This window comes from Nocardioides sp. SRI_004, assembly GCF_057586415.1.
Genome location: NZ_JBYCZV010000011.1, coordinates 1 through 19,793 on the forward strand (window position 1 = coordinate 1; position 19,793 = coordinate 19,793).

19 protein-coding genes are annotated in these 19,793 nt (G+C 72.8%); 8 read left to right on the forward strand and 11 right to left on the reverse strand.

Annotated features, from left to right (window positions below; all coding sequences use genetic code 11):
* Positions 1-22: 22 nt before the first annotated feature.
* Positions 23-427: a YjbQ family protein gene (locus AC2YHB_RS15885; RefSeq protein WP_179648160.1), complete on the forward strand. Its 405-nt coding sequence runs from the start codon at positions 23-25 to the stop codon at positions 425-427.
* On the opposite strand, the gene AC2YHB_RS15890 is transcribed toward AC2YHB_RS15885, so the two are convergent.
* Genes AC2YHB_RS15890 through AC2YHB_RS15900 form a run of 3 tightly spaced genes read right to left on the reverse strand, consistent with a single transcriptional unit; the run spans position 424 to position 3,422 of the window.
* Positions 424-1,332: an SGNH/GDSL hydrolase family protein gene (locus AC2YHB_RS15890; protein ID WP_179648161.1), complete on the reverse strand. Its 909-nt coding sequence runs from the start codon at positions 1,330-1,332 to the stop codon at positions 424-426. The two genes, AC2YHB_RS15885 and AC2YHB_RS15890, sit on opposite strands and share 4 nt — an antisense overlap.
* Entirely contained in the window at positions 1,333-2,235 is a 903-nt protein-coding gene (locus AC2YHB_RS15895) for an SGNH/GDSL hydrolase family protein (protein WP_179648162.1), read from the reverse strand. It lies immediately after the preceding gene.
* Complete coding sequence (locus AC2YHB_RS15900; protein ID WP_179648163.1) at positions 2,232-3,422, reverse strand: PucR family transcriptional regulator; 1,191 nt, start codon at positions 3,420-3,422, stop codon at positions 2,232-2,234. The genes AC2YHB_RS15895 and AC2YHB_RS15900 overlap by 4 nt, the downstream gene beginning before the upstream one ends.
* 93 nt (positions 3,423-3,515) lie before the next feature.
* On the opposite strand from AC2YHB_RS15900, the gene AC2YHB_RS15905 reads away from it, so the two are divergent.
* From AC2YHB_RS15905 to AC2YHB_RS15920, 4 genes are all read left to right on the forward strand, one after another.
* Positions 3,516-4,667 (forward strand): ferredoxin reductase, encoded by a 1,152-nt coding sequence (locus tag AC2YHB_RS15905; protein ID WP_308645503.1) that lies wholly within the window; start codon positions 3,516-3,518, stop codon positions 4,665-4,667.
* Between the two features lie 30 nt (positions 4,668-4,697).
* Positions 4,698-5,939: a fatty acid desaturase family protein gene (locus tag AC2YHB_RS15910; RefSeq protein ID WP_179648164.1), complete on the forward strand. Its 1,242-nt coding sequence runs from the start codon at positions 4,698-4,700 to the stop codon at positions 5,937-5,939.
* An 88-nt stretch (positions 5,940-6,027) separates the two neighbouring features.
* On the forward strand, positions 6,028-6,822 hold the full coding sequence (locus tag AC2YHB_RS15915; protein WP_179648165.1) for a crotonase/enoyl-CoA hydratase family protein: 795 nt from the start codon (positions 6,028-6,030) through the stop codon (positions 6,820-6,822).
* A gap of 102 nt (positions 6,823-6,924) precedes the next feature.
* Positions 6,925-7,077, forward strand: a complete 153-nt coding sequence (locus tag AC2YHB_RS15920; protein ID WP_179648166.1) for a hypothetical protein — start codon at positions 6,925-6,927, stop codon at positions 7,075-7,077.
* 12 nt (positions 7,078-7,089) lie between these two features.
* On the opposite strand, the gene AC2YHB_RS15925 is transcribed toward AC2YHB_RS15920, so the two are convergent.
* The 5 genes from AC2YHB_RS15925 to AC2YHB_RS15945 form a co-directional block, all read right to left on the reverse strand.
* Entirely contained in the window at positions 7,090-7,236 is a 147-nt protein-coding gene (locus AC2YHB_RS15925; protein WP_179648167.1) for a hypothetical protein, read from the reverse strand.
* Positions 7,237-7,342: 106 nt separating this feature from the next.
* Positions 7,343-9,145 (reverse strand): cyclic di-GMP-binding domain-containing protein, MshE-related, encoded by a 1,803-nt coding sequence (locus AC2YHB_RS15930; RefSeq protein WP_179648168.1) that lies wholly within the window; start codon positions 9,143-9,145, stop codon positions 7,343-7,345.
* Between the two features lie 108 nt (positions 9,146-9,253).
* Positions 9,254-10,183 carry an oxidoreductase gene (locus tag AC2YHB_RS15935; protein WP_179648169.1) on the reverse strand — a complete coding sequence of 310 codons (930 nt, stop codon included), beginning with the start codon at positions 10,181-10,183 and terminating at the stop codon, positions 9,254-9,256.
* 11 nt (positions 10,184-10,194) lie between these two features.
* A complete protein-coding gene (locus AC2YHB_RS15940) occupies positions 10,195-11,010 on the reverse strand; it encodes a maleylpyruvate isomerase family mycothiol-dependent enzyme (RefSeq protein ID WP_487354273.1) in 816 nt (271 codons plus the stop codon).
* A gap of 41 nt (positions 11,011-11,051) precedes the next feature.
* Positions 11,052-11,843, reverse strand: a complete 792-nt coding sequence (locus AC2YHB_RS15945) for a metalloregulator ArsR/SmtB family transcription factor (RefSeq protein WP_487354274.1) — start codon at positions 11,841-11,843, stop codon at positions 11,052-11,054.
* Positions 11,844-11,898: 55 nt separating this feature from the next.
* Between AC2YHB_RS15945 and AC2YHB_RS15950 the strand changes: the two genes are divergently transcribed.
* Positions 11,899-12,384, forward strand: coding sequence for an SRPBCC family protein (locus AC2YHB_RS15950; RefSeq protein ID WP_487354275.1), 486 nt, complete (start codon positions 11,899-11,901; stop codon positions 12,382-12,384).
* 15 nt (positions 12,385-12,399) lie between these two features.
* Here the strand turns inward: AC2YHB_RS15950 and AC2YHB_RS15955 are convergent, their stop codons facing one another.
* Positions 12,400-13,155, reverse strand: coding sequence for a hypothetical protein (locus AC2YHB_RS15955; RefSeq protein WP_487354276.1), 756 nt, complete (start codon positions 13,153-13,155; stop codon positions 12,400-12,402).
* Between the two features lie 108 nt (positions 13,156-13,263).
* Positions 13,264-15,129, reverse strand: coding sequence for an acyl-CoA dehydrogenase (locus AC2YHB_RS15960; RefSeq protein WP_036548851.1), 1,866 nt, complete (start codon positions 15,127-15,129; stop codon positions 13,264-13,266).
* A gap of 205 nt (positions 15,130-15,334) precedes the next feature.
* Here AC2YHB_RS15960 and AC2YHB_RS15965 point away from each other — a divergent pair, with 205 nt between their 5' ends.
* Positions 15,335-15,793, forward strand: a complete 459-nt coding sequence (locus AC2YHB_RS15965; RefSeq protein ID WP_036548853.1) for an RrF2 family transcriptional regulator — start codon at positions 15,335-15,337, stop codon at positions 15,791-15,793.
* Positions 15,794-16,418: 625 nt separating this feature from the next.
* Positions 16,419-19,025: a hypothetical protein gene (locus AC2YHB_RS15970; RefSeq protein ID WP_487354277.1), complete on the forward strand. Its 2,607-nt coding sequence runs from the start codon at positions 16,419-16,421 to the stop codon at positions 19,023-19,025.
* Positions 19,026-19,049: 24 nt separating this feature from the next.
* On the opposite strand, the gene AC2YHB_RS15975 is transcribed toward AC2YHB_RS15970, so the two are convergent.
* Complete coding sequence (locus tag AC2YHB_RS15975) at positions 19,050-19,730, reverse strand: hypothetical protein (RefSeq protein ID WP_036548856.1); 681 nt, start codon at positions 19,728-19,730, stop codon at positions 19,050-19,052.
* Positions 19,731-19,793 lie beyond the last annotated feature (63 nt).

A 19,793-nucleotide genomic window follows, 5' to 3' on the forward strand; every position in this document is an offset into this window, starting at 1 on the left:
CGCCTTGAAGCAGGATGGTCGGATGGACAGCGAGACCCGCACCTACCGCACCGGCGACCGCGAGGCCGTCCTCGACCTGACCCGCGACTGTGCGTCGTACGCCGCCGGCCGCGGGGACGGACTGCTCCACGTCTTCGTCCCGCACGCCACCGCCGGCATCGCGATCCTCGAGACCGGCGCGGGCAGCGACGACGACCTGCTCGCGGCCCTCGCCGACCTGCTGCCCGCCGACGACCGGTGGCAGCACCGCCACGGCTCCCCCGGCCACGGCCGCTCGCACGTGATGCCGGCGCTCATCCCGCCCTACGCCACCGTCCCGGTCCTCGACGGCCGGCTCGCGCTCGGCACCTGGCAGAGCATCTGCCTGGTCGACCTCAACGTCGACAACGAGGTGCGCGAGGTGCGGTTCACCTTCCTCGCGGGCTAGGAGACCAGCGCTGCGAGGGCGTCGGCCACCGCGACCTGGTGCGCCGCGTAGGGGTGGAGCGGGGCACCCGGACCGACGGGCCTGAGCCCGGCCACCCACGGCTGCGGCGCGCAGGCGTCGTGGCCCTCGCTGGCGCTCCACATGTCGACATAGGCGACGCGCGCGGTCCGCGCCCCGTCCTCCACGGCGGCGGCGACCCGGCTGTTGACCTCGTGCACGAAGGGCACCTCGTCGGGATCGAGCGGCAGAGCCTCGCACGTCCCCCGCGCCGGGACGAGCTGCGGGTACCCGATCACCACCAGCTCGGCGCGCGGCGCCCGCTTCCGGATCGCGCGGACCGAGCGCACCGTCTCCCGCGACAGCTCCGCCAGCTCGGCCCTCAGGCGGTCCTCCGCGAAGCGCTCGTCACCGACGCACGAGCGGGCCCGCTGCTCCTGCCCGAGCTGGCCGAGACCGACGCACTGGCTCGCGAGGGCCGCGAAGAGCCCGCCGTCGTTGGCGCCGATGCTCAGGGTGACCAGCTCCGTGCGGGAGGTGACGGCGGCGAGCTGGGCAGGCACGCCGACCAGGGGCTGCGGCGCGTGCAGGTCGCGGCTGGTCGCGCCGGCACAGCTGACGTCGGCGAGGTCCAGCCCGAGGCGCTCGGCGAGGAGGTGCGGGTAGTTCGCGTCGGTGCGGAAGCAAGCGCCCGGCCCGGTCGGCTCGCCCACGCCCGGTGCTGCAGTGAAGGAGTCACCGAGGGCGACATACGACAGGCCCAGCGACTGCTCCGGCGTGGTCGTCACTGACGGGCGCACGGTCGCCGGGGCCGGGGAGCCGCCGCCCTCGCCCGACGCGGAGGAGGAGCAACCCCCGAGCGTGAGGGCGCAGAGCAGTGCGCCGGCCGCCCGCAGCCGCGCGCTCACCTACGGTCCCGACACGGTGGACTCGAGCAGGTCGGCCACGGCCGCCTGCTCCTCCGCGTACGGGTGGTACGCCGTCCCGGCCTCCGCCGGGCGGAAGCCGGCCACCCACGGCTCCTGCCCGCAGATGTCGTGGCCCTCGGAGGCGGCCCACACGTCGACGTACTCGGCCCCGGCCTTCTCGGCGGCCTCGGCCTGCGCCTCGACGAACTCCTGCAGCACGCCGCGCCCGAACGCGTAGTCGCCCTCGGCGAGGGGCAGCAGGGCGCAAGTGCCCTGCGCGGGGATGATCTGGGGATAGCCGACGATCACGACGCGGGCGTGGGGTGCCCGGTCGAGGATCGCGCCGACGGTCTCGACGATGCCGGCCTCGACGCCGTCGAAGACCTGGGGCAGCACGTCGGGGTTCTTCTGAGCGAGGTCGGAGCACGGGGCGCCGGTCGGGTTCGTCGTGGCGAGGCGGGCGCAGCTGACGACGAGGTTGCCGTAGACCGAGCCGTTGTTGGCGCCGATGCTGAGGGTCACCAGGTCGGTGTCCTCGGTGACCGCGTCGACCTGCGCCGGAACGGTCTCGGAGCCGACGACCTGCGGCTTGGTCATGTCGTCGGTCTTCGCGCCTCCGCAGCTGACGTCGGTGAGCTCGAGGTCGAGGGCGCCCGCGAGCAGCGTCGGGTAGTTGCCGTCGGTGCGCAGGCAGCCCGCCGGGCCCGTCGTCGTACCCACGCCGGGCGCGGAGGTGTAGGAGTCGCCGAGGGCCACGTAGCGGTCACCGGCCTCGATCGGCTGGCGGTTGGCGCTGGCGTCCGGGGAGTCGTCGCCATCCTTCTCGGCCGTCGTGCAGCCGGCGGCCAGCAGGACCGGCACCACCGCCGCCGCCATCAGCCCCCGAGTGGCCCACGACCTCATCCGGATTCCTCCTCCACACCGAGCGCAAGGGTCAGCGCGAGGACCGTAGCGGGATCCTCCAAACGATCGCCGTAGAGCTCGCGGAGCTGGGTCATGCGGTAGCGGATCGTCTGCGGGTGCACGAACAGCGCGGCCGCCACGTCGTCACGCCGGCCCTGGTGCAGCAGCCACGCCCGCAGCGTCTCGCGCAGCTTGGCGGCGGCGGCGGGGCGCAGCTCCGCCAGAGGTGCGAGTACGACGGCCCGCAGGTCCTCGAGCGCCCGCGGGTCGGCGGTCAGCACCAGCCGCGGCAGGTGCAGCTCAGTGTCGCCGGTGAGGCCGAGGGAGCGGGCACGGACCGCCCGGTCGAAGGACTCGCGGACCTGCATCCACGGCCGCGGCGGCCCGACGAGCGCGTCGCGGCCGCGCACGGCGCGCAGCAGCACGGCCCGGGCCCGGTCGTGCGCGTCGGGGACCATCAGCAGCGCGTCGCCGTCGAGGTCGGGCAGGTCGGCGGTCAGCAGGGTCCCGCGCTTGAAGGTCTGCAGCAGGGAGCCCGCCTGCGACTCGTGGACGAGCACGGCCGTGAGCGTGGTCGGCGGCGTCCACTCGGCCCGCTCCGCCGACGCCAGCACGGTCGCCTCGGGGGCGCCGACGAGCAGGTGGCGCGCCAGCCGTTCCGCCATCCGCTGCCGGATCCGGCCCTCGGTGGCCGACTCGTCCTGGTGGCCGGCGACGCTCGCCGCCGAGAGCTCGTCGATGTAGGCGAAGACGAGCTCGGCGAAGGACGCCATCTGGGCCGGGTCGATGCCCTGCTGCACCGCCTTCGCCGACAGGTGCTGCCAGGAGACCCGCGCACCGATCCGGTACGCCGACAGGAGCGCGTCCGTCGTACGCCCGCTCCTGACCTCGCCGCGCCCCAGCTGGTAGGCGCCGTCGACGGCGGAGGCCCGCGGCGCGAGGGCGTCCGGGCCGCGCCGGTCGCTGATGAGGGAGAGGAAGCCGCCGAGCGCGACCTGCACGGCGCCGCGGATGGTCTCGCCCATGGGCCCGCTGAAGGCGTCCTCGTAGGGCGGCACCTCGCGGATGATCTGGTCGACCACGTCGTCGGCGACCGTCGCCAGGTCGGCGCGGATCGCGGCGACGGTCTCCGGCGGGAGCAGGACGCTCTCGCCGGCCCGTGGCCTGCGCAACACTCGACGCGGCATCTCGCCCTCTTTCACTCCCTGCGAACAAAAGGAGCCGGAAGATTCACCGACTGTGGTCATGAGTTTAGCGGCCCGAGTTGGGAGTCTGGTGGTGTGAGTACGACGACCGCCGGCCCCCTCGCGGCCGCCCGCACCGGGCGGCTCTCGTCCGGGCTGCGCAACCTCCTGGACGCGGCAGTGACCCCGCTGTCCGTCGACGACCTGCTCGACCACTTCGCGCCGCTCCGCCCCGGCGCCGCCTCCGGCCTGCAGGGCCGGATCGTGGCCGTCGAGTCGGAGACCGCCGACGCCGCCACCATCGTCATCAAGCCCGGCCGGGACTGGGCCGGGCACATCCCGGGCCAGTACGTCCGGGTCGGCGTGGACGTCGACGGCGTGCGCCTGTGGCGCACCTACTCGCTGACCCACGGCCCCCGCCGTGACGGCCGGATCTCGATCACCGTCAAGGCGATCCCCGGCGGCGCGGTCTCGCAGCACCTCGTGCGCACCGCCCGTCCGGGCCAGATGCTCCAGCTCGCGCAGGCCGAGGGCGACTTCGTGCTGCCGCAGCCGAAGGCCGGCCAGCGGCAGAAGCTGCTCCTCGTCACCGCCGGCTCCGGCATCACCCCGGTGATCGGCATGCTGCGCAACCTCTACTCGCGCAACGAGGGCGAGGCCCGCGCCGCCTACGACATCGTCCTGGTGCACTCCGCGATGGCGAAGGACGAGGTCATCTTCGGCGCCGAGCTGCGTGCGCACGCCGAGGCCGGGCGCCTGCGCCTCATCGAGCGGCACACCGACACCGACGGCCTGCTGACGACGGCCGACCTCGAGGCCGAGGTCCCCGACCTGACCACGCGCACGGCGTACGCCTGCGGGCCGGCCGGGCTGCTCGACACCCTCGAGGCCTTCTACGACGAGCGCCGGCTCACGCTCCACACCGAGCGCTTCCGCCCGGCCGTCATCGCGGCCGACGCCGACAGCACCGGCGGCACGGTGACCTTCACCGGCTCGTCGGGCGTGAGCGTCGAGGCCGACGGCTCGACCCCGATCCTCGACGCGGCCGAGTCGGCCGGCGTGCTGATGCCGAGCGGGTGCCGGATGGGCATCTGCATGGGCTGCGTGCTGCCGATGAAGTCCGGCGTCGTCCGCGACCTGCGCAACGGCGAGCTCACCGTCGCCGTCCCCGGTGAGACCCACCCGGACGGCGTGAAGATCCAGACCTGCATCAGCGCCGCCGCCGGCGACTGCCACATCGACCACTGACTCCCCCCACCCACGAAGGAGCCACACCCCATGACGACTGTGACCAACAAGGCCGACAACCCGATCGCCCACCTCTCCCCCGAGGACATCGAGGCGCTCGGTGCCGAGCTCGACGCCATCCGCCAGGAGGTGCTCGACGCGCGCGGCGAGGAGGACGCGGCGTACATCCGCAAGATGGTCGACGTGCAGCGCAAGCTGGAGCTGGCCTCGCGCGCCGCGCTGCTCGTGAGCATCTTCCCGCCCGCCTGGGTCGCCGGCACCGTCGGCCTCTCGGTGGCCAAGATCCTCGAGAACATGGAGATCGGCCACAACGTCATGCACGGCCAGTGGGACTGGATGCGTGACCCGAAGATCCACTCGACCACGTGGGAGTGGGACAACGCCTCGACCGCCGAGGGCTGGAAGCACTCGCACAACGAGATCCACCACACGTACACGAACATCGTCGGCAAGGACAACGACCTCGGCTACGGCATCATGCGCGTCGACGAGGAGCAGCGCTGGTACCCGCTCTACCTCGCGCAGCCGCTGTGGAACTTCATCAACGCGTGCTTCTTCGAGTACGGCATCGCGGCGTACGACCTCGAGCTGGGCCGCAACCTGCGCACGCCGAAGGAGAAGCGCAGCGAGGAGTTCAAGCGCAACCTCGGCAACACGCTGAGGAAGATCCGCAAGCAGGCGACGAAGGACTACGTCGTCAACCCGGTCCTCGCCGCGCCGACCGGCTCGTTCCTGCCGGCCCTCGCCGCGAACTTCACCGCCAACGTCGTGCGCAACCTCTGGTCGCACTCGGTCATCATGTGCGGCCACTTCCCCGAGGGCGTCGAGACCTTCGAGCTGAAGTCGATCCCGGAGAAGGAGACGCGGGGCCAGTGGTACCTGCGCCAGATGCTCGGCTCCGCCAACATCTCCGGCTCGAAGCTGATGCACATCATGACCGGCAACCTGTCGCACCAGATCGAGCACCACCTCTTCCCCGACCTGCCCAGCAGCCGGTACGCCGAGGTCGCCCCGAAGGTGAAGGCGGTCTTCGACAAGTACGGCCTGAACTACCACGAGGCGCCGCTCCCGCAGCAGGTCTACAGCGCTTGGCACCGCGTCGTGCGCCTGTCCTTCCCGAACGGCTGGCTCGCCACCACGAACACCAAGAACCTCCCCAGCCAGCTCAAGCTGCTCTACGCGATGGCGACCGCCGACAAGCGCAAGCGCCGCGTCATGCAGCGCCTCCTCGAGAGCGCCGCCGCGAAGCAGGAGCTGGCCAAGGCGGCCTGACCCTCCACGCCCCGGACGTCATGCGATCCGGTCGCCTCGGCGGCCGCTTCGCATGACGTTCGTGGTTACTGGCGGGTAGCATGGCGCCATGAGCACCGTGACCTGCACGATCACCGACGGCATCGCCCACGTCCGGCTGGACCGTCCGGACAAGCTCAACGCGCTGACCCTCGAGACGCTCGAGGAGCTCGTCGCCACCGCCCACCGGCTGCGCAAGGACAAGACCCTGCGCGCCGTCGTCATCAGCGGCGAGGGCGACGCCTTCTGCGCCGGCCTCGACTTCGCCTCGGTCATGCGCAGCCCCGCCGGCATCGCCAAGGCGTTCATCCCGCGGCCGCTGCGCGGCACCAACCTCTTCCAGGAGGCCCCGTGGGCCTTCCGCCGGATCCCCGTCCCGGTGATCGCGGCCGTGCACGGGCACTGCCTCGGCGGCGGCCTCCAGATCGCCCTCGCCGCCGACTTCCGCGTCGCCACCCCCGACTCGCGGTGGTCCGTCCTCGAGGGCAAGTGGGGCCTGATCCCCGACATGTCCGGCATCCAGGCGCTCAAGGAGCTCGTCGGCATCGACCAGGCCAAGCTGCTCACCATGACCGCCGAGGTCTTCGACGGCACCCGCGCCCACGAGCTCGGCCTGGTGACCCGCCTCGACAACGACCCGCTTACCGGGGCGCTCGCGATCGCCAACGAGATCTCCCGCAAGTCGCCCGACGCCGTCGCGGCCGCCAAGCGCCTCTTCAACGACACCTGGACCGCCTCGGCCCGTCGTACCTTCTCCCGCGAGCGGATCGAGCAGGCCTACCTGCTGGCCGCCCGCAACACCAAGGCGGCCCGCGAGGCGGCGTTCAAGAAGGCCGAGGCGGTGTACGGCCCCCGCGGCCGCTGAGAGGACGTCCGCGGAAAAGTCTCCACATCTGTCGTATCTGGCCGATCTCGTTCGTGGTCCTTATGAAGACACACCACGACGCCAGGACGAGGAGACAGGGCCATGTGGACCACCGAGCAGACCACCCAGCAGTACCTCAGCCACGACCTGCCGTGCCCGGCCTGCGGGCACGCGGTGCACACCTACCTGGCGTGCAGCGACACCTGCGACTGCGCGCCGACGGTGATGCCGGGCACCGTGCCGCTCGCGGCCTGAGTGCCCTCCCCGTCAGAACAGCAGCGCCGAGCCGACGACGGCGGCGAGCAGCACGAGGGCGAACAGGCCCGCCCAGATCCGGGCCCGGACGCGTTCCGGCAGCGCGGCCGGCGCCGGCGGCGTCGATGGCAGGGCCTGGTGGTCGAAGATGAACGACATCGCACATCCCTTTCGTCCCGAGATCTGCCCAGCGTAGGGCCTCCTCCGGACCGGCTGTCGGAGGGTCGGCCTCCCGGGCTCGGCGGCCGGCAGGAGCGGGACGGGGTCAGGGCCGGCGCACCCTCCGCGGCCGGAGCAGGACGGCGTACAACGCCGCCCAGGCCGCGAAGGAGTAGAGCAGCCAGAGCACCGGCAGGGCGAGTGCGTCGACGCCGGCGCGCCACCCGCGGCGGCGCGCGAGGAAGGCCGCCGCCACGATCGTGACCGCGCCGACCACCAGGACCACCTCCCCGATCGCGACCGAGGCGGCGTTGCCGGCGAGCGATCCGACCATCCCGCTGCTGCGCAGGGCCGCTGCCACGCCGCCACCGAGGACGACGGGGTAGCTGAGGAGCAGCAGGATGGCGCCCAGCCGTGCCGCGACCGCCGAGGCCTCCTCGGCCGGCCGCTCGGCCCCGCGGCGCAGCAGGGCGACGGTGCGGGTCGCGACGTCGAGCACGTCCTGGCTGAACGCATCGGCCTGCTGGTCCCACCACGCGAGGGCGTCCGGGGCCGAGGCACGCACCGAGCTCGAGTCGAGGGCCTCGATCCGCGGGGTGGCATCGCCGTTCCCCCGCGGCCCGCCGCGCGACAGGAGCAGGCCGAACCCACCCAGCCGGCGCAGGAGCCGCATGTTGAAGTGCACGGCGGTCACCTCCGGCGAGCGGGCGGGGCCCCGCCCGCTCGGGCCGCCGAAGCCGAGCGCCTCGTCCGCCTCGGCCATGCGGTCGAGCGCGAACGGCTGGGACCCGCTCCGCCGCGCCACCCGCAGCCCGACGAGGGGCGGCGCCGGCGAGGCGCCCGCGAGTCGGGCGGCGAGGTCGCTCTCGAAGACCTCGACGGCCCGGCGCAGCTGGTCCGGGGCCGGCCGCTCGTCCTGGTCGTAGGCGACGACGTAGCGCCCGCGGGCCAGGGCCAGCCCGTGGTCGCACGCCTGTACGACGTCGACGAAGTCCGCCATCGGCACGCGAGCCACCCGCACCCAGCCGCGCGGGCTGGTCGCCCGGAGCGCCCTGAGGGTCTCGACGTCCTCCTGCGCCACGACGATGATCGCGTCGGTCCGGTCGCGGGGGTAGTCGAGGGCGCGGAAGTTGTCGAAGAGCTCCTCCAGGCCCTCCCGGCCGCCGCAGACCCGCACGATCACCGTGTAGAGCGGCAGCTCGCTGTCGTCCACGACCGCCGCCAGCCCGGTGCCCGTGGAGGAGCCCGGCCCGTCGAGCCCCGCCAGGAGCGCGTAGCCGGTGAGCACCTGGATCACCCCACCGACCAGGAAGGCGGCGGCAGCGGCGAGCAGGAGCACGGCGAGGACGTCGAGCGGCACCAGCACCGCAGCGGCCATGGCGACCGGGGCGCCGACGGCCGCGAGGGCGATGTGGATCGGGTGGACCAGCCGGGCCGGCGGCGTACGACGGGCGCCGGCGAGCCGCTCCACCCGCGCCGCGATGGCGACGCTGTCGAGGTCGTCGCCCCGGCACGACGCGAACTCGGGCTGGCGTCCCGGGAAGTGGTCGAGCACCTCGGCCACCAGGTCCTCGGTGGGCGGGACGGACGAGGCGACCACGACGGATCCGTCGTCGCCCAGCTCGCAGGCGATCCACCCGAGCTCGACCGTGCGCTCCAGGTCGAGCTCGACCAGGAGCGCTCCGTCGGGCGGGTCCGCGACCAGGTCCCGGCGCTCCTGCCGCCACGACCGCTCCAGCGCGTCGTAGAACTCCTCCGCCGTGAGGTGGCCGGCCTCGACCAGGTGGTCGCCGAGGTAACCGCCCTGACGGCGCTGTCGATCGGTCGCCGAGGCGAGCTGGGAGGCATCCAGCAGGCCCTCGGCGACGAGCCATTGCGCGATCGACACCATCGCAAGCCCCCCAGCCACGGATTCACCGTCCGGCGCGCCGGTGATTCCGTCACCTCAGGGTAATTGCGGGCGGCGCGACGCACGGGCAGTCGCGCGATCCTTTACCTGCGGCTCATTGCCGCCCGGTCAGGGGTAGCGGAGGTCGACGGTCTCCTCGCTGATCTCCCACAGCACGCGGGCCGCCTCCTCGTCCCTCGCCAGCCGGCTCCGGCCCACCTTGCGCGGCGCGCCACCGAGCTGGCCGGGGCCGGCCGGGCCGACGAAGGTGTTGCCGGGCAGGTCGGCGGTCGCGGCCATCAGCGACGGCCAGGCACCGGCCGCGGCCGACTGGGCGACGGCCCGCACCCCGGCGTCGAGGATCGTGGCGACACCGCCCGACGAGCGGCCGTACTGCCCGTTGGCGGCGAGGTGGGTGCCGGAGAAGCCCGGGTGCGCGGCGAGCGCCCGGACCGGCAGGCCGGCCTCGCGCAGGCGCCGGTCCAGCTCCGCCGTGGCGTAGAGGTTGGCGAGCTTCGACTGGGCGTAGACCCGCCACTTGCTGTAGCGACCGATCTGGTCGCGCGGGTTCCCCAGCGGCGGCTTGAGCGCGTAGTTGTGGAACAGCGACGACACGTTGACCACGCGCCCGTCGCCGCTGTCGGCGATCTGGGGCAGCAGCAGGCCCGTCAGCAGGAAGGGACCGAAGTGGTTGGTCGCCATCTGCAGCTCGAGCCCGTCCGCCGTGCGGGAGTACGGCGTCGCCATCACGCCCGCGTTGTTGACGAGGACGTCGATCGCGCCGATCTGCTCGACGGCAGCGGCCGCGGCACGCACCGACGCGAGGCTCGCGAGGTCCAGGTGCAGCGCCTCGAGCAGGGCGTCGGGCACCTCCCCGCGGATCGCACCGGCGGTCTCCTCGACCTTGGCCGGGTTGCGGCCGGCGAGCACCACCCGGGCCCCGCGGCGGGCCAGCTCCAGCGCGGTGTGGTGGCCCAGGCCGCCCAGCGTCGGCCCGGTGACGACGACGGTCCGCCCGGTCTGGTCGGGCAGGTCGGCGACCTTCCACTTCTCGGACATCGGCCGTCCTCTCAGGGGGTCGTGGCGAAGTGGTCGACGATGCGCTGCCCGAGCTCGCTGTCGCCGGTGATCCGGACGCCTCCCGGCGCCGCGGCACGACGGCCACCGGCGAGCACGATGAAGGACTCCCGGTCCATGTCCAGGCGCACCGTGGGCTGCTCCGGTACGACGGCCAGCGTCCGGCCGCGGCCGTCCTCGCCGATCTCGACCGCGACGGGCGCGCTGCCCTCGACCGCCAGCACCGCCGTCGTACCGACGGGAGGGGCGACGCGCTTGCCGACGACGAAGCCGAAGGCCTCGACGAGGTAGTCGGCGGTGTGCTGCGCGCCGGCCGTGTCCATGCCGCCGGGGCGTCCGACCGCGCGTCGGATGTCCTGCTCGTGCATCCACACGTCCAGCGGTCGGTTGCGCAGCAGCGTGCGGGTGCTCCAGCCGATCATCCCGAAGATGCCCGGGGCCGGCGCCGCGGCGTCCGTCGGAGGCTCGGCCACCAGCGTCGCGTGGCGCGCCGCCGTGCGGTTGCGCAGCTCCTCGACGATCGCCGTGGGGTCGGCGTCGCGCCGGGTCACCACGCCGATCTCGGTGAACTGCCCCATGGGTCCGGTGACGTGCGGCAGGTCGCCGATCTCGGCCTGCTCGTCGGGCCCACCCGCGAGCAGCGACTCGAGGTGCGCCGTGTGCGAGGCGACGGCCTTCACGTCCCAGCCGGCGAGGTCGGTGGGTGTCGTCCAGTCCTCCGGGCCCAGCTCCTCCAGCAGGGCGACGAAGTCCTGCACGGAGCTCCACCACGCGTCGACGTACCCGGCCAGCAGCTCGGAATCGCTCACGGCGCCGACACTAGCGACTCGGCGTGCGCCGGGGAGGGTTCCTACGACGCGGACACGTCGAGCAGCCGGGCGAGGGACGTCAGCGTCTCTTCCCAGCCCAGCCGTACGCCGCCCGCCACCGCCGCGCCCTCAGGCCCGACCCCCGACAGCCGGATCGTCAGGTCCACCCGCGTGCCACCGGCATCCTCGGCCAGGGCGACGACCTGGACCAGCCTGAAGAGAGGCACGCCGTCGGCGCCGAGCGGCGACAGCTCGAGCTCCAGGCGTCGGACGGGATCGACGGCCAGCACCTCGCCGGCCGCACGGTGGAGCGTCCCGTCGCCCTCGCGCAGCACGATCGCGACCCGCCCGCCGACCCACGGCTCGACGATGGCCTCGGCGACCTCGAAGTGCTCAGGCGCCCACCACCGTCGTACGACGTCCGGATCGGTCCACGCCCGCCAGACGTCCGCAGGCGGGGCGGCGACGTCGACGCCGACCTCGACCGTCCGGTCGGTGACACCGGCCGCGATGCCGGCCTCCTCCGCGGCGATCGCGCGCTCGTACTGCACCAACGCATCGTCGGAGGGGCTCCCCACCGCGACCGCGCCGAGCCAATCGGCCAGACCGCGCAGCCGTCGGCGATCGAGCGCGACGACCCGACGGCGCCCGAGCTGGTGGACCGACACCACACCCGCCGCCTCCAGCGCCTGCACGTGCCGCGTCACCTGGGGCTGCTGGGCCCCGGTCCGCTCGACGAGCTCACCGATGGTCCGGGGCGAGGCGGCGAGGTGCCGCACGATCTCGAACCTCGTCGGCTCCGCCAGGGCCGCCAGCACCCGCTGCTCATCCACGACCGGATCCTCTCGCACCCTTGACATATGCGTTCCAACGCATACATTAGTGGACATGAACGCACCCCTCAACGACCAGCTCGCCCTCACCCGCGAGATCGCCGCGACCCCGGACACCGTCTGGGACCTCTGGACCACCGCCGACGGCATCAGCCGGTGGTGGGCCCCCGACGGCTTCCGGACCGGCGTGTCCACCATCGACGTCACCGAGGGCGGCGAGCTCGTCTACACGATGACCGCCGTCGACCCGGCCCAGGTGGCCTTCATGGAGCAGCACGGCCTGCCGTTGGCCACCGAGTCCCGCAAGCGGTTCACGGAGGTGGCCCGGCCGCAACGGCTCGGCTATGTCTCCCTGGTCGACTTCGTCCCGGGCACGGAGCCGTACGAACACCTCACGACCGTCGACCTGGCGCCGACCGACAGCGGAACGCTCGTGACGATGACGATCGACCCGATGCACGACGAGGAGTGGACCCAGCGCATCGTCGCCGGCCGCGCCAACGAGCTCGACAACCTCGCCCGCCTGGTCGAGCGCGGCTGAGCAAGCTGTCGGCGGCTACGACGCGGACACCTCGATGTGGTCGTAGGGCCGGTCGAGCTGGTCCGAGCCGTAGCAGGACAGCTCCTCGGAGTTGCCGTTGGCGATCGGCCCGTCGCTGGAGCAGGTGATCTGACCGACCTCGACGTCGCTGCCGTCGACGAAGGTGAAGGTCAGGTAGGCGTACTCGCTCGAGCCGTCGTCGCGCTCGTTGGTCGCCTCCAGGCCGACGATGGTCTCGCCGCTGTACTCGTCCTCCGGCGCCTGGACCCGCCAGCCATCGGCGTACTCGACGCCGTCGATCTCGAAGTCCTCGCCCACGTCGACCGTGATCGGGTTGTCGCGGCCCCCGGTGCGGGCCGGGTCCCAGTCGTCGATGGAGTCCTCGACGTTGTTCGCGATCACGGCGATCGCGGCGATGATGCCGCCGCAGAAGAGGATCACGACCAGCACGATCGCGCCGATGATGATCGCGATGGCCTTGCCGCTGCCGCCGCTCGACGGCGGGACGGGGCCGCCGTAGCCCGGGCCCGGTCCGTAGCCCGGTCCGTGGCCCGGACCGCTGCCGTACGGCGGGTAGCCGCCCCCGCTGCCGTACGGGTTCGGCGGCGGGGCGACCGGCCACTGCTGCTGCGGCTGCTGCGGACCCGGCGCGACCGGCGGCTGCGGCTGCTGCGGCTGCTGCGGACCCGGTCCGGGAGCGCCCTTCTCCAGCGAGGGGCGCTGCTGCGGGGCGTGCTGGGTCGGCTGCTGGTCCGGGGGCGGCTGCGTCACGCGCCCTTCCTACCCCGCACCAGCGCCCGGGAACCAGCGACTGGCCGCGAAAACGACGACGGCCGCCCCGGCAGAGCGGGACGGCCGTCGTACGGGTGCTTCAGCGGATCAGAAGGCAGCCTCGTCGAGCTCCATGACGTCGAGGTTGGTGCCCTTGGCGATCGTGAGCTCGGCCGACACGCGCGGCAGGTTGAGCTGCGCGAACCACTGGGCGGCAGCGACCTTGCCCTCGTAGTAGGCCTTGTCCGAGCCGGCGTCGCCGCCGAGCTTGGTGAGCGCGACCTCGGCGCCGCGGAGCAGCAGCCAGGCGCAGACCACGTCACCGAGCGCCATCAGGACGCGGGTGGTGTTGAGACCGACCTTGTAGATGTTCTTGATGTCGTCCTGCGCGGACATCAGGTCGTTGATCATCAGGCCGACCAGCGCCTCGGCGTCGGCCAGCGCGTTCGCGAGGAGCTCGCGCTCGTTCTTCAGCCGGCCGTTGCCCGCCTCGGACTCGATGAACGACTTGATCTCCGCCGCGAGGTGGCCCAGCGCCTTGCCCTGGTCCTTGACGATCTTGCGGAAGAAGAAGTCCTGGCCCTGGATCGCCGTCGTGCCCTCGTACAGGGTGTCGATCTTGGCGTCGCGGACGTACTGCTCGATCGGGTACTCCTGCAGGAAGCCCGAGCCACCGAAGGTCTGCAGCGACTCGGTGCCCAGCAGCACCCACGAGCGCTCCGAGCCGTAGCCCTTCACGATCGGGAGCAGCAGGTCGTTGACGGCCTCGGCCAGCTCGTCGCGCTCACCGGCGGCCTTGGCGAGCTGGACCTTGTCCTGCCAGGTCGAGGTGAAGATGACCAGCGAGCGCATCGCCTCGGCGAAGGACTTCTGGGTCATCAGCGAGCGACGCACGTCGGGGTGGTGCGTGATCGTCACGCGCGGCGCGGCCTTGTCGGCCGACTGCGTGAGGTCGGCGCCCTGGACGCGCTCCTTGGCGTACTCGAGCGCGTTGAGGTAGCCGGTCGAGAGGGTCGCGATGGCCTTCGTGCCGACCATCATGCGGGCGTTCTCGATGACGTCGAACATCTGGCGGATGCCGTCGTGGACCTCGCCGAGCAGCCAGCCCTTCGCGGGCTCGCCGCCGCCGACCTGCGGGTCGCCGAAGGTGAGCTCGCAGGTGTTGGACACCTTGATGCCCATCTTGTGCTCGACGTTGGTGACGTAGACGCCGTTGCGCTCGCCCGTCAGCTCACCGGTCTGGTGGTCGAAGTGGTACTTCGGGACCAGGAAGAGCGAGAGGCCCTTCGTGCCCGGGCCACCGATGCCCTCGACGCCCTTCGGGCGGGCGAGGACGAGGTGCATGATGTTCTCCTGCAGGTCCGACTCGGCGCTGGTGATGAAGCGCTTGACGCCGGAGATGTTCCAGGAGCCGTCCTCGTTGGGCGTGGCGTAGGTCTTGCCCGCGCCGACGTCGGAGCCCGCGTCGGGCTCGGTCAGCACCATGGTGGCGCCCCAGAGGCGCTCGACCATGATCTCGGCGATGCGGATGTCGCGCTCGACGCCGTTGGCGTTCTTGAACACGACCGAGCCCATCGACGGACCGGTGCAGTACATCCAGATCGGCGCCTGCGCGCCGAGCACCATCTCGCCGCTGGCCCACACCAGCGACGGCGGCGCGGTGGTGCCGCCGATCTCCTCCGGCAGGCCCAGGCCCCAGAAGCCGGACTCCATCCAGGTGTCGTACGACTTCTTGAACGACGCCGGGAGGGGCGCGGTGTTGGTCTTCGGGTCGAACACCGGCGGGTTCCGGTCCGAGTCGACGAAGGACGCCGCGAGGTCCTCGCGGGCGATGCGCTCCACCTCGGAGAGGATCTCGCGCGCGGTGTCGGCGTCCATCTCCTCGTAGAGGCCGGTGCCGAGGTAGTCCTGCACGTTGAAGAGCTCGAAGAGGTTGAACTCGATGTCGCGCAGGTTGCTCTTGTAGTGGCTCACTGTTCCCACCGTTTCCAGATCGGAATGCTTCGTTGGTTGGCGGCTACTCGCCAGTAACTTCAATGATACGGGCGGTGCTAACAGGCGGCAAGCACGGAGTACGACGAATCGCTCACACCGGCCCCGCGCACGTCCCTGCCACTGGAATCGCCACCGGGACGACTGGATCGAGTGATTCGGTCGACCAATCTGCGAGACTGGACCCATGCGCGTCTCCGCCAAGTCCGACTACGCCCTGCGCGCCCTCATCGCCATGACGGAGCGGTCCGACGGCCGCGCCGTGAGTGCCGAGGAGCTCGGCCGCCTGCAGGACATCCCCCACGGCTTCCTCCAGGCGATCCTCGCCGACCTCCGCCGCGCCGGCATCGTGATGTCGCAGCGCGGCCAGTCCGGCGGCTGGCGGATGGCCCGCGAGGCGGCCACGGTCTCGGTCGCCGACGTGATCCGCGCCGTCGACGGCCCCCTCGTCTCCGTCTACGGCCTGCGTCCCGAGGCGGTCAACTACAACGAGTCCGCCGAGGTCCTCCAGCACGTCTGGATCGCGGCCCGCCGCGCCCTGCGCGAGGTCTTCGAGGACGTCTCCATCCAGCAGCTCGCCGACGGCCAGCTCCCCGAGGCCGTCACCTCGCGGACCGCCGACGAGGACGCCTGGGCCCCCCACTAGTTGTCTTGCGCGAGCGCGTCTCCGCTCCGGCAGGGGGCAGCAAGCTGCCGTCGCTACGCTCCCGCCGCGCTGCCGCGCCGTTGGTCTTGCGCGAGCGCGGCTTCGCCGCAGGGCGGGCAGCAAGCTGCCGGTGACGGCTCTCGCCGCGCTGCCGCGCCGCAGTTGACCGCCGTAGGTCAAGACCTGGCATGGCGGCAAGCCGACAGTTCCCGAGCGGGTGCGCGAGCGCGTCTTCGCCTTGTCTTGCGCGAGCGCGTCTCCGCTCCGGCAGGGGGCAGCAAGCTGCCGTCGCTACGCTCCCGCCGCGCTGCCGCGCCGTTGGTCTTGCGCGAGCGCGGCTTCGCCGCAGGGCGGGCAGCAAGCTGCCGGTGACGGCTCTCGCCGCGCTGCCGCGCCGTTGGTCTTGCGCGAGCGCGGCTTCGCCGCAGGGCGGGCAGCAAGCTGCCGGTGACGGCTCTCGCCGCGCTGCCGCGCCGCAGTCGACCTCCGTAGGTCAAGACCTGGCATGGCGGCAAGCCGACAGCTCCCGAGCGGGTGCGCGAGCCCGGCTTCGCCGGCTTGGGACCCGGTCTCGACTTCGGGCCCGTTCGCTCAGCCCCTCTGCTGAGCCACCGATGCGGCTGGCATGCGCCGTGTCCTGCTCGCCCTCGCCCTCGGGTTCGCCCTCGTCGTACCGGCCGTCACGGGGATGTCCGGGGCGCCCACCCAGGAGGAGCGCTGCCCCACGAGTGACACGCTCGACTGGACGCTTCCCGGCGCCTGCCAGCACGTCGACGAGGCGCCGCCGGGCGTGGACCCCACCCAGCCGGTCTCGACGGCCGAGCTGAGGCAGCGTGACGGCGGCGGTGCCGAGGCGTACGCCGCGGCCGAGGAGCTCGGCGTGCCCGCGCCGGCCCAGGCGGCGGCCGCCAGCCCGGCCGTGACCTGCGAGGGCGATGGCAGCAGCGGCTACCGCACCCAGGCGATGTACGTCGTCGAGGCCGGTCGGACGAACCGGTTCGCCGCGCTGCAGGCGAGCTTCCAGCTCTGGGCGGCCGGCGTCGACGACGTGATGAACCGCTCGGCGGCCCTGACCGGCGGGGTCCGGCACGTCCGCTTCGTCACCGACGCCGCCGGCAGCACCTGTGTCGCACGGGTGCTCAACGTGACCGTGCCGGCCGGCTCGATGACCTCCTTCGGCGCGACCGTCTCGGCGGTGCAGGCGCTCGGCTCCACCGACCCCGCCCGCAAGTACCTGATGTGGACCGACGCGACCGTCCTGTGCGGGGTGGCGTCGATGTACCCGAACGACGCCGACGGGCAGGGCAACCCCAACAACGGCAGCTACGCGCAGTACGCCCGCATCGACGCGGGCTGCTGGGGCTTCGGCGACGGCGCCGCCCAGCACTCGGTCGAGGCGCACGAGCTGCTGCACACGCTCGGTGGCGTCATGAGCACCGCCCCGCACGGCACCCGCGCCGGCCACTGCTGGGACGAGTCGGACACGATGTGCTACGCCGACGGCGGCGGGTTCGCGATGCAGCAGGTGTGCCCGGCCGAGCGGGAGTACCTCCTCGACTGCAACAACGACGACTACTACTCGACGTACCCGGACCCGGGCAGCTGGCTCGACGGCCACTGGAACGCTGCCGACTCGCGGTTCCTGATCGGCGGCGGCAACGGGAGCGGCGGCGGGACGCCCGGTGCGCCGACCGTGCTCGGGGCATCGATCGCGGTCAACAACCCGGCGGTCCCCGGTCTCGGCACCCAGGCGTCGGTGACGCCGTCCCTCCCGACCGGTCGCACGGTGACGGGCGTGCAGTGGAGGTCGGCGAAGGCGGACTGCACCTTCACGGCCCCGACCGCGCTGCAGACCGAGGTGGCCTGCAACGCCACCACCAGCACCGCGACGACCGTCACCGCGACGATCACCGACTCGACCGGTGCCACGAAGTCGGTGACCAGCCCGCTGACCTTCGCGACGGGCACCGCCCGGCCGGTGACGATCGCGCTCGGCGCGGCGGGCCAGTCCCCCGCCGACGGCGGCACCGCCGCCGTGTGCACCGGCGCTGCGTTCCCGCTCACCGCCACGGTCGTCGACACCGCGAGCGGCCGGCCGGTCAAGGGCCTGGCGACCTCGCTGACCAAGCAGACCGCGACGATGACGGCGCCGGCCAGCGCGGGCGCCCCTGTCACCGCGACGACCGGCATCGCGACCCAGCCCCAGACGGCCACCGTCAGCACGACCTACCGCGGCCGCACCACCGCCGGCACCGTGTACGCCGCCGCCGGGCCGGCGACCCTCGTCGCGTCCCCGGCCCGGTGCACCACCTCGGCGACGGCGGAGCTGGCCGAGGACAGCGTCTGGTACGGCGACCCGGTCACCCTCTCCGGCACCCTCACCGCCACGGCGGGCGGCGCCACCGTGGTGCCGTCGGGCGTGAGCCTGGCGGCGCGGCTCACCACGCCGGCCGGCAAGGTGCTCTCCCTCGGCACCGCGAAGACCACCACGGACGGGACGTTCTCGCTCGCCGTGAAGCCCACCGCGACCGGCACCGTGAGCGTGTCGCTGCCCGCGGGGACGTCGTACACGGGGGCGACGGCGGACGCCGGGACGATCACCGTGGAGGTGCCGGCGACGCTGGTCACCGGCGCGGTCGACAAGACCGACGTCGGCTACGGCCAGTCGGTCGTGGTGACCGGGACGCTGCGCCGCGACGCCGGCGGCACGGAGACACCGCTGGCGAGCAAGTCGGTCAGCGTCCTCGTCACGCCTCCGGGCGGCACCGCGGTGCGGGTCGGCTCGGGGACGACGAAGGCCGACGGCACCTTCACCGCGACGGTCGCGCTCAAGGTGAGCGGCGCCCTGTCCGTGTCGTTCGCGGGCACCACCGGCCAGCCGGCGGCCAGCGCCTCCGTCGGGACGGTCACCGCCGGGACCTGGGCCACGGCGGTCACCGCCAGCGCCTCGGCCTCCTCCGTCGCGGCGGGCGGGTCGGTGACGATCTCGGGCAGCGTCGCCCGGACCTACGCCGGCGCCACGTCGCCGGCGTCCGGCGTGCGCGTGAAGGTGACCTTCAAGGCGACCGGGAGCAGCACGACCACGCTGGTGTCGTCGGTGACGACGACGGCGACCGGGACCTTCACCGCACGGGTGTTCCCCAAGGCGAGCGGGACCTGGACGGTCACGCTCTCGGACGTGCCGGGCTACGCCAACGACAGCAGCGACCCGTTGACGGTGTCGGTCAGCTGAGCGCCGGCGCCGGGCCGAGGCCGGTCAGGCGACGTCGTCGAGCTGCTTGCCGAGCTTCTTCTTGAGCTTGCGGCGCTTGCGGTCGAGCTCCTCGAGCCGGACCTCGAGCGAGGCGTTGCGGCGGGCGAGCCGCTCGAGCTCGCGCCGGGCGTCCGGCAGGGACTGCACGACCGGCGTGGCGTTGGGGACCGCGTCGAGCCGGAGCGACGTCGTACCGAAGCCGACGAGCCTGCCGAACGCCTTCCAGACGTCGGCCGGCTCCATGCCGTCGGTCTCGACCACGTGGAGGCGCTCCGGCTTCCGGACGGCGGCGGACCAGCGGCCGACGGTGGCGGCCTCGTCGTCGTTGCCGGTCGTCACCACGACGTGCACCTGGTGGCCGGCGAGCGCGTCGACGAGGAGCGCGACCTGCTCGGTCGTCGCGGAGGCCAGCAGGGCCTGGCTGAAGACGAGGTCGGCCCTCGTCCTCTGCGCGCGCCGGACGAGCCGGGTCCACTGGCCCTCGACGTCGGCGCGCTTGAGGCCCCAGGCCTTGTGGGAGCGGGTCATCTCGACGCCGGCGCGGAAGCTCTCCGCGGGCGTGCGGGCGACGGAGGCGACACCGAGCTCGACGAGCGCCTCGTGGTGGTGGGCGAGCGCGGGCTCGATCACGTCGCCGGCGCCCGGCATGCCGACGTGGATCCACGCCTTGAGCTTCTTGGCCATGCCAGCACGGTGGCACCGGTCGATGAGCGGACCGTGAACCGTCGGTGACGGGACGGCATGGGG